7 protein-coding genes and 1 pseudogene are annotated in these 8,975 nt (G+C 52.2%); 7 read left to right on the top strand and 1 reads right to left on the bottom strand.

The features are described from left to right. The 6 genes and pseudogenes from BLR71_RS08585 to BLR71_RS08570 all read left to right on the top strand — a co-directional run. Window positions 1-442 (top strand): annotated as a pseudogene (locus tag BLR71_RS08585) (phage portal protein); the annotation flags it as partial. Between the two features lie 1,289 nt (window positions 443-1,731). Next, window positions 1,732-1,896, top strand: a complete 165-nt coding sequence (locus BLR71_RS17415; RefSeq protein WP_245696386.1) for a S24 family peptidase — start codon at window positions 1,732-1,734, stop codon at window positions 1,894-1,896. Between the two features lie 42 nt (window positions 1,897-1,938). Then, window positions 1,939-3,009, top strand: coding sequence for a DUF262 domain-containing protein (locus tag BLR71_RS08580; protein ID WP_092525065.1), 1,071 nt, complete (start codon window positions 1,939-1,941; stop codon window positions 3,007-3,009). Between the two features lie 9 nt (window positions 3,010-3,018). Continuing rightward, window positions 3,019-3,957, top strand: a complete 939-nt coding sequence (locus BLR71_RS17410) for a HEPN domain-containing protein (RefSeq protein WP_139172576.1) — start codon at window positions 3,019-3,021, stop codon at window positions 3,955-3,957. Between the two features lie 8 nt (window positions 3,958-3,965). Continuing rightward, window positions 3,966-4,277 carry an SOS response-associated peptidase family protein gene (locus BLR71_RS17900; RefSeq protein WP_245696382.1) on the top strand — a complete coding sequence of 104 codons (312 nt, stop codon included), beginning with the start codon at window positions 3,966-3,968 and terminating at the stop codon, window positions 4,275-4,277. 745 nt (window positions 4,278-5,022) lie between these two features. Next, on the top strand, window positions 5,023-6,126 hold the full coding sequence (locus BLR71_RS08570) for a hypothetical protein (RefSeq protein WP_139172574.1): 1,104 nt from the start codon (window positions 5,023-5,025) through the stop codon (window positions 6,124-6,126). Between the two features lie 181 nt (window positions 6,127-6,307). On the opposite strand, the gene BLR71_RS08565 is transcribed toward BLR71_RS08570, so the two are convergent. Next, the gene (locus BLR71_RS08565; protein WP_092525061.1) at window positions 6,308-7,213 is read right to left on the bottom strand and encodes a LysR family transcriptional regulator; all 906 of its coding nucleotides are present in this window, start codon (window positions 7,211-7,213) and stop codon (window positions 6,308-6,310) included. 173 nt (window positions 7,214-7,386) lie between these two features. On the opposite strand from BLR71_RS08565, the gene BLR71_RS08560 reads away from it, so the two are divergent. Continuing rightward, window positions 7,387-8,898, top strand: coding sequence for a CoA-acylating methylmalonate-semialdehyde dehydrogenase (locus tag BLR71_RS08560; RefSeq protein WP_092525059.1), 1,512 nt, complete (start codon window positions 7,387-7,389; stop codon window positions 8,896-8,898). Window positions 8,899-8,975: the final 77 nt, after the last annotated feature.

Genomic DNA, 8,975 nt, shown 5'->3' with positions numbered 1-8,975 from the left:
CGGCTTCATCATGTACGTCAACGACCCGGCCCATGACCAGAAGGACATCGACGCGATGCGGCAGGCCCTGAAAGACAGCAAAGGTCCTGGGAATTTCCGCAACCTCTTCCTCTACTCTCCGAGTGGCAAGAAAGACGGCGTGCAGATCATTCCGGTGAGCGAGGTCGCGGCGAAGGACGAGTTCTGGAACATCAAAAACATCACGCGGGACGACCAGCTGGCCGGCCACCGGACCCCGCCTCAGTTGATGGGTATCATCCCCCAGAATACCGGAGGATTCGGCGACGTCGAGAAGGCCGCCCGGGTGTACGTCGCCAACGAGCTCGAACCAATCCAGGCCACCATGATGGAAATCAATGAATGGGCGGGGGAAGAGATCGTCAGGTTCGACCGCTACTCGCTCGACGGCGACAGCGGCCCGGCACTCGATCCCAGCCGCTAGGCGCGCCTGCCAGCGCTCGTCGTCACACGCGCCGATCTCGCCAACCTCATAACCAGCCGCCCAACCGGGCGGCTTTTTCGTGCTCACGCGACCAATATCTAGTGAGACGCATTCGTTCCTCGTAGTGCATCAATCTCGCTGTGCGCTCGCCTGAGCGGCGCGGCTCGCTGGCCGATCACGACCTCGCGTTCTCCGCTCGCGAACGCTGAGCGCTACCAGCGGCTGCCACCGGCCCACCCCAGCGGCGCCCCGCCGCGCGCCGTCGACACCCCGCCCCGCCTGCGCGCTAAACGTGTCGGTTTTTATGCACCCATGCACCCGGGCTCCAGGCCGCGCCGTTGTTGGGCTGCGGGTAGGTGATGAGGTAGGTGGGAATTATGCGGATCTATGCGGAATTTAGTGCTGACGAGCAGGCTGCTGATAGCGTGCCTGATTCTGAGAGCCTGGGGGGGGCTCGGAAAAAGGTAACATCGGTCACAGGCGCTGTTTGGGATGGCTATCTTGCTGTTTAAAAAGGAGAATCCTGTAACCTCAAAAAGGTCGCAAAAGGTAACGCAAAAGGTAACGCTTCAATAAGTTGCTGATTTATATAGGTATTAGAAATAGAGAAAAATACCATTCAAAAAGGTAACGCATCACCTTTTCGTCACCTTTTTGTTACCTTTTGAACGACTGTATTAAACCCTTATATATCAATTGGTTAAGCCTGAATTTTGAAAGCCGTTACCTTTGTTACCTTTTTCCGAGCCCCCCACGGATTCTGAGATACCCCTCACACATGCGCCCGCACACGCACGTCGCGCGGCATTCTCTGTGTACTCATGGGAACGCGCCGGGAACAGAAATCCCCGACGCCAGGGACGTGGACTGTTTGGAATCAGTGGGTTATCGTGTGGATTGGTGCTAATGGAGGATTCGAATCCCTCCCCCTCCGCCACCGAATATCGAAAAAGCCGCTGATTTCAGCGGCTTTTTCTTTTTGTGTTTCTCTTGAGTCCATATCTCTAGCCTAGCTTCCGCTCATAACGCTGGGCCGCATGACCCTCTGCTACACTCACGCCTTCTTTTTCTCCTGGTTGTTGCCACCGACCTTGGTTGGTTATCGCTAATTCTGACATGACAGCCGTATATCTCTTAGGTAGTGTCGATCATAAGTGTTATGAGAACGACTAGGCCCGGGAATTGGTGATGCCAGATTTTTCTTCAAATGCATCCACGATGCAGGAAGGCAAGTCCCTAGAGCGTCAGGCTTGCCAAGAACTTCTGCACTCCGAGGGGGCTTGCTGCTAGTGCACGGCGAGCGGCGCATCAAGCGGGTGCAGCGAGTCGCCGGCGGTGCCTGGCTGCTGATCAGCGACAACCCGCGCTATGAGAAGGAATTGATCAAGCCGCAGGACATGAAGGACGTGGAGATCCTGGGGCGGTGCGGGATTCGGATTGGGCGGGTTTTGTAAATCCCAGCCTTCCCTTGTGATTTTTTAGATGGATTTTGGGTTATGTCGAAAAAAGCTGTAGAAAAAAAGTTTTTAGATGCGCAGGAAAGTCTTGTTATTCAGCAGTCAGATTTTTCCCTTTCCTTGATCAAGGATATGGCTGAAAAGGGATCTATAAATTTAGCTCCTTCATATCAGAGAAGAGATAGATGGGGAGATGAAAAGCAATCAAGACTCATTGAGTCATTCATAATGAATGTTCCTGTTCCTCCGGTCTATCTATCGGAGGATGAGTTTGGTAGATATAGTGTGATCGATGGAAAGCAGCGCATTACTGCCATTAAAAGATTTATCTCTGGGGATTTTAAGCTTGCAGGGTTGGAAACAATAAAAGAGCTGAATGGTCTTTCTTTTGATGATTTGCCATCAGCTGTGCAGAATGCCCTTTCTATTCGCCCATATATCAGAGCAATTACTTTGCTCAGACAGTCTGACCCTGAATTAAAATTCGAGGTTTTTTTAAGGCTTAATACTTGGGGGGAAAGATTGAACCCCCAAGAAATCAGGAATGTAGCTTATTCTGGGAAGTTTAATGACCTGTTGTTTTTCCTTTCAGAAAATGATGTTTTGGTGGAAGGTCTAAAAACACATGTCAAGAGTTCTTCTGCATATAAGAATATGGACGACATTGAGCATGTCTTGAGGTTTTTTACTCTAAAGAATAATTGGGAGAAAATGTCAGGGTCTCTTTCTAAAGAGATGGATGAATTTATGAAGGAGAACAGGAATCCTGATAGTAAGAGATTGCAGGAAATGGAGAGTGATTTCAACGAGTCCATAAAAGTATGTAAGGATATTTGGGAAGATAAAGTCTTTTTAAAACCTCTGGGTGGAGGTCAGTGGCGTTCACAGTTAATATCACCTTTATACGATGCTGAAATGGTGGCGGTGTCAATGCTTACGCGTGACGAGCGAGAAAGTGCTATAAAAAATAAGGCCCAAGCTGTGAAGGGGGTTGAAGAGCTTTATAAAGAAAGTTCTTTTGTTAAGTCTGTGTCGCAAGCCACAAACACTCCCTCTAGTATTGTGACTCGCATTAATAGTATGTATAAAATGCTTAAAGCGATAGCCTGAGGGATTTTTATGGCTGTCCAGTTTCGCAGAGATTTTATCTCCCATTTTAATAATTTTAAGCAGGCGCTGAGTCTCGATCCTGTTTCTACAGTTAGTCTTCCATCCAATGGTTCGTCCAAACTTCTTCGTAATGGTTTGGCAGTGGTAGGCTTTACTGCTCTTGAAGATTTTATAAAGAATCGTTTCTCTGTTGCCTTTGAAGAGATTGCTCAAACAAGAGTGACTTTTGACGAGCTTCCTGAAAAAATTCAGAAAGCCGTTACATATGAGGCGGTAAGTAGCATAGAGCATCAGATTAGCATAAGAAAGCACTTGGAACATTCTGACAAGCTGGACTTTATCCAGTCAGAGGCAGAAAAAATTGCTTCCACATCTAATGAGCGTGGCTTTAAATTGACAGGATACGCGTTCGGCTTTGGTAAAAGCAATGTTTCGGGTACTGATGTAAAGGAAGCATTAAACTGCTTTCATGTAAAAAATCCTTGGGAAGTTATGACTTCGATTGCTCAAGTTATAGGCTTGGTTTCGCTGCCCTTGAGTAATTCTTATCAAAATGCCTCTAATAGGAGGCATAAAGCTGCCCACGTGGCTCAAGCTGACACACCATATTCTGATTTGGAAAACTATGTCGGAGAAGCGATTTCTATAGCCATATCGATTGATATAGTAGTAGGGAGGTGTGTAAGTAAGATTTCTCAGATTGATCAGGACTATCTTTCTGGTGATCGGAGTAAAAGGCTTGGTGAAGAGGATTTTCCGTTTTATCTTGTCAAGAAGGTTCGAGGGCACTGGAAAGCTTATTTGAGCTCTAATCTTGATCGGGCAAAGGCTACTGGAAGAGAAAAAAGCGAAGTTGTGACAAGGGCTGAGGTCTTAGCAACTGGTTTAGATGCTGCTCTTGTAGTATTCGATGAATCTGGTGATGTGGAAGACTGGTATTTTCCATAGGTTGACCAATGTGCGGCCGCTTCGCTCTCTATAGCCCATATCCCAAGCTTTCCCAGGCCTGGCGTCTATCGCTGGAGGCTCGGGAGCTGACACCGCGCTACAACGTGGCGCCGGGCACCTGGATCACCGCGGTGCGCTATCCCAGCGATGACGCGCCGCTGGTGATGGACGAGGTGTGGTGGGGCTTCCGGCCACACTGGGCGAAGGAGAAGTCTCCCGAGCCCATCAACGCCACCGTCGAGAAGGTGGCCACTTCCAACTATTTCCGCGGGTCGTTCGCCCATCACCGCTGCCTGGTGCCGGCAGATGGCTGGTACTAGTGGCTGCCGGTGGACGGCAGGAAGCAGCCGCACCTCCTATGCCGCGAGGATCGCGAGCCGATCTGGCTGGCGGGGATATGGAGCGAGCGGCCGTACGGCAAGCCCGGCTGTGGGCTAGCGGCGTGGCCAAGTAGATACTTCCGAGATGCCGCTGGCTCAGGACACTTAAACGCCTGACGCCTTGACTCGATCCCTACCTAAACCACCGTGAAAAGGTCAGCTACTTTATTTATCATTTGCATGCCGAGCTGATTTAGCATTGGCCAGTGCGAACATGTTCTAAACTACAGGGCAACGACTACCCAAGTCAGAGCGAGCCGGCTAACGACACAACACTGCTTAGGTTGGCCTTGGCCTTACGAAATGCGGGATCGTTCGCATTGCAACTGCCGCCCTCCAGTAAACTTTGGGCTGTCGGGCAATATCAAAGGGGGCATGATGCTCCCCCATTCAATGCGGGTCGTATAGCTTAGGTTTTTTTGCAGATATTATGCGTAGGCCTTCGAATGTAAAAGCGCAGTCGCAGTAAAGAACCGTTATGGTATGAGTAGGCATCACTTTGGGCGGGGCACTTGGGTCCGAAAAGTAGTATGGTGGGGCAGTTTAGAATGGGAAGATAAAGAGGCGAATTGTTCCAGTTGATACCTTTTTATTTAGATGATTATTCTCATTTAATCAGGATGTTTGCATAGCTAGTGAATTGTGGCCTTATAAGAGCTTTTATTATATTGTAGGTGGGGTTTGTATGAGTAATGGTGAGTTTGGGCAAGATAGTGCATCTTGTAAGATTTGGGATATGGGTAATTTATCTAGTCTTTTTGCATCTGTAAGTGCACTTGCAGTTATATCTGGAGGTTTTTATGTTTATTTGTATCTAACAGTGATTGGCCGTGAGGATGTCTTTATGGCGATTTTGTCAAATGGCCTATCTGTTCTGTCTGTTATCTCGCTGGGTTTTTTGTGGGTTTTTGTTTTTGTGCTTTCGATGGTCATGCCATCATATTTTCTTGGTTTATTTGAGGTTTTTTTCACTGATAAGCCTTGGAAGTTGGAAGGTTTGAATAGGAAGAGGCTTTTTTTGTGGTGTGTTATCTTAGGGTCTTTTAATTTTGTTTTTCAGTGCCTTTCCCTCTTTTTATCTTTTTTTGTTATGGATGGGTCTGGACTTATGTTCCTGGCGGGAGGTTTAGTTTCTTACATTATCAATTTGGTGATTGTTTACTGGCAAACGCACTCGTGCAGAGACAATTTCTTCCTGGAAGGCTGTGGTTTAAGTAGAATTGAAGTTTTCTTCTCCAGTTTTATAATGTGGTTGGTTTGGCTTGTAAGCTTTGTGACTATATATGTGGTGACAAAGTTTCATCTGGTAGAAGGTGAAGATGATATAGGGTGGGGATTTTTATTAAGGCTGTTGGTGGTTGGGTTGGCTACTTTGGCTCCTGGTATGGTATGGGTATTGGTGAGTGATCAGGGGAGAAAGTTTCGTCTGGCATTAGTTGTTGCAAGCATATTTTTTGTTACTACAGTATGTGTGGCCATTTATCCGGTGTCGGGGCAGTATATACTCTACCGGACTGCTGGATTGATCGGTCTCAGAGAAAGTGAAGTGAAGCTTTCTTACTTCGATAGTGTTGCGGAAGGGCGCTGGTTGAGAGGTAAAGTGCTGCTAGATATGGGGGGGACTAGGCTGGTTTGTCCGACAGAGACTGATTTTAATTTTTCAAGCCTAGAAGCTATAAGGGTGACAAGTAAAAGTTGCCTGTTGGTCAATGGTAAGCCAAAATTCGATTTGTTAGAAAAAGCGCTTAGAACTGACTCTGATATGGCTGATGGCCTGAAGAGTATATAATCAGTTTGTGCAGTGATGGTTATTACCTTACACATGCTTCCGTATGACTCCTATAGTTAAGTAGTAATTTCTGCCGTTTTCTTGGGCTCTTTCTTCGTTGTCTTGGGGAGCCCATTTTTGAAGACGGCATAGGGCGTCATCCCCTTCATGGTACCCCCGCCTGTACAGTGATGATCGTCGTCTACAAAGACCAAATATCCTCCAACACACCGCGTACGGCGGCGATGACCGGTTCGTCGCGTCGCTCCTTGAGCCATACGAAGCTCAGTGCACAGGGCAGGCTGATGCCTTTGGCAACCACAAGGCCGCGTTCCTGGCGCTCCTGCAGGGCATTGGCATCACGGGCCAGAGCCAGGCCTACGCCAGCTCGCACCAGGTCGATCATGCAGGGTTCCTGATCGACCTGGGCCACGCGGTTGGGTGTGAGGCCATGTGCCAGCATCCGTTGAGTTAGCAGCCGGTAGTGAACAGAGCGCGGTGGGGTAACGATCCAGGGCAGGGCGGCCAGGCTGGCCCAGTCGGTGCGTGCCAGGCGTGATGACCAGCCGGTCGGGGCGATAACGTTATAGTCGAAATGCGTTAGTTCAACCATTTCCACCACCGGCGCTCCTTCCCCCGTTTCCGGCATCTGGCCGGGCGACTCCAGGTAGAAGCCGACATCCAGCTCGCGTTTCAGCAGTGATTCGAGCACATAGCCGCTAGTGCCGTGGTGCAACTCCGTCTCGACCTGAGGGATCCGGTGCACCAATCGATGCAGCAAGGCGCCTAGGCGAATGAATTCCGGGTCAACGATGGTGCCGATGCGCAGGCGGCCACGCAGCGTCTCGTGCATCGACTGGGCGCTGATCTTGAAGGCCTGCAAGCCCGCGAGTGCGGCCTCGGCGGACGGCAGCAGGGCGTGGCCATCGCTGGTCAGGGCGAGCCCCTGCGCGTGGCGCTGGAAGAGCCTGAGGCCCAGGGTTTCCTGCAACTGCTTGAGCTTGAGGCTGACGGCCGGCTGGGTCAGGTGCAGCTCCTCGGCGGCGCGCGACACGCTGCCCTGATGGGCCACGGCCACGAAGGCGCGCAGCGCCTTGAGATCTTGCATGACTACCTCCCTGGGAACGGCCACTGCGCCGAGTGACAAGATATTTGTGAATCTTATATCTCGCTTTTGGCTTTCTCAATTGATTCCACACCGCCTTGAGTTAGTTTTGTGCCTACTAGGCCCCGCAGCATGGGCTATCCAGTGTGCAGCGCAATATGAGGCGAGAGGCAGACATGACCACCGAGCGCATCGAGCATTATATCAATGGCCATAAGACGAAAGGCGTAGCTGATCGCTACCAGGACGTCACCAACCCGGCTACTGGCCAGGTGACGGGCCGGGTCGCGCTGGCCACTCAGTCGGACGTGGATAGTGCCGTGGCGGCCGCTCAGGAAGCCTTCCCTTCCTGGGCCGATACCCCGCCGATTCGCCGGGCGCGCGTGATGTTTAAGTTCCTCGAGCTGCTGAACGCGCACAAGGACGAGCTGGCCGCAGCGATCACCCGTGAACATGGCAAGGTGTTTACCGATGCTCAGGGCGAGGTGGCGCGCGGTATCGATATCGTCGAGTTCGCCTGTGGCATTCCGCAACTGCTCAAGGGCGACTATACCGAGCAGGTCAGCACCGGTATCGACAACTGGACGACCCGCCAGCCGCTGGGCGTGGTCGCCGGTATCACGCCGTTCAACTTCCCGGTAATGGTGCCGATGTGGATGTTCCCGGTAGCGATTGCCGCCGGCAACAGCTTCGTGCTCAAGCCGAGCCCGCTAGACCCCAGCGCCTCGCTGATGATCGCCGACCTGCTCAAGCGGGCCGGGCTGCCGGATGGCGTCTTCAACGTGGTGCAGGGTGACAAGGACTCAGTGGAAGCGTTGATCGACCACCCTGACGTCAAGGCGCTGTCTTTTGTCGGTTCCACTCCCATCGCCAACCTGATCTACGAGCGGGGCGCGCGTAACGGCAAGCGCATCCAGGCGCTGGGGGGCGCCAAGAACCACATGGTGGTGATGCCGGATGCCAACCTGGACAAGGCCGTCGACGCTTTGATCGGCGCGGCCTATGGCTCCGCCGGCGAGCGCTGCATGGCGATCAGCGTGGCGGTACTGGTCGGCGACGTGGCCGACAAGATCGTGCCGCAACTGGCCCAGCGAGCCCGCGACCTGAAGGTCAAGAATGGCCTGGAACTCGATGCCGAGATGGGGCCCATCGTCACCGCCCAGGCGCATCAGCGCATCAATGGCTACATCGAGAAGGGCGTGGCCGAAGGCGCCGACATGATCGTCGATGGCCGCGATTTTGATTCATCCACCACCGGTGAAGGTTGCGCCGACGGCTTCTGGATGGGCGGCACCCTGTTCGACAACGTCACCCCGGAGATGACCATTTACCGGGAAGAGATCTTCGGCCCGGTACTGGCCTGCGTGCGTGTGCCGGACGTGGCCACTGCGGTTCAACTGATCAACGATCACGAGTTCGGCAACGGCGTCAGCTGCTTTACCGAAAGCGGCAGCGTGGCCCGCGAGTTCGGTCGGCGCATCCAGGTCGGCATGGTAGGCATCAACGTGCCGATCCCGGTGCCGATGGCCTGGCACGGCTTCGGTGGCTGGAAGCGTTCGATGTTCGGCGACACCCATGCCTATGGCGAGGAAGGTGTGCGCTTCTACACCAAGCAGAAGTCGATCATGCAGCGTTGGTCGGATTCCATCGACGCAGGCGCCGAATTTGCCATGCCGACGGCCAAATAATCCCTCCCTCCACTGACTGACCGGTATGCCGGCCGATCGGGGTGATCCCCCGAACGAAGACCGCCCAAGAGCGGGCC

The sequence above is a fragment of the Onishia taeanensis genome (assembly GCF_900100755.1).
Taxonomy (GTDB): Bacteria; Pseudomonadota; Gammaproteobacteria; order Pseudomonadales; family Halomonadaceae; genus Onishia; species Onishia taeanensis.
This window is presented reverse-complemented; position numbering and strand designations above follow the sequence as displayed.

What these genes read in the sequence shown, in the direction of transcription:
- BLR71_RS08580 (WP_092525065.1), top strand. Translation starts at nt 1,939, where the DNA reads ATGTCGAAAAAAGCTGTAGAAAAAAAGTTTTTAGATGCGCAGGAAAGT.
- BLR71_RS17410 (WP_139172576.1), top strand. Translation starts at nt 3,019, where the DNA reads ATGGCTGTCCAGTTTCGCAGAGATTTTATCTCCCATTTTAATAATTTT.
- BLR71_RS17900 (WP_245696382.1), top strand. Translation starts at nt 3,966, where the DNA reads ATGTGCGGCCGCTTCGCTCTCTATAGCCCATATCCCAAGCTTTCCCAG.
- BLR71_RS08570 (WP_139172574.1), top strand. Translation starts at nt 5,023, where the DNA reads ATGAGTAATGGTGAGTTTGGGCAAGATAGTGCATCTTGTAAGATTTGG.
- BLR71_RS08565 (WP_092525061.1), bottom strand. Translation starts at nt 7,213, where the DNA reads ATGCAAGATCTCAAGGCGCTGCGCGCCTTCGTGGCCGTGGCCCATCAG.
- BLR71_RS08560 (WP_092525059.1), top strand. Translation starts at nt 7,387, where the DNA reads ATGACCACCGAGCGCATCGAGCATTATATCAATGGCCATAAGACGAAA.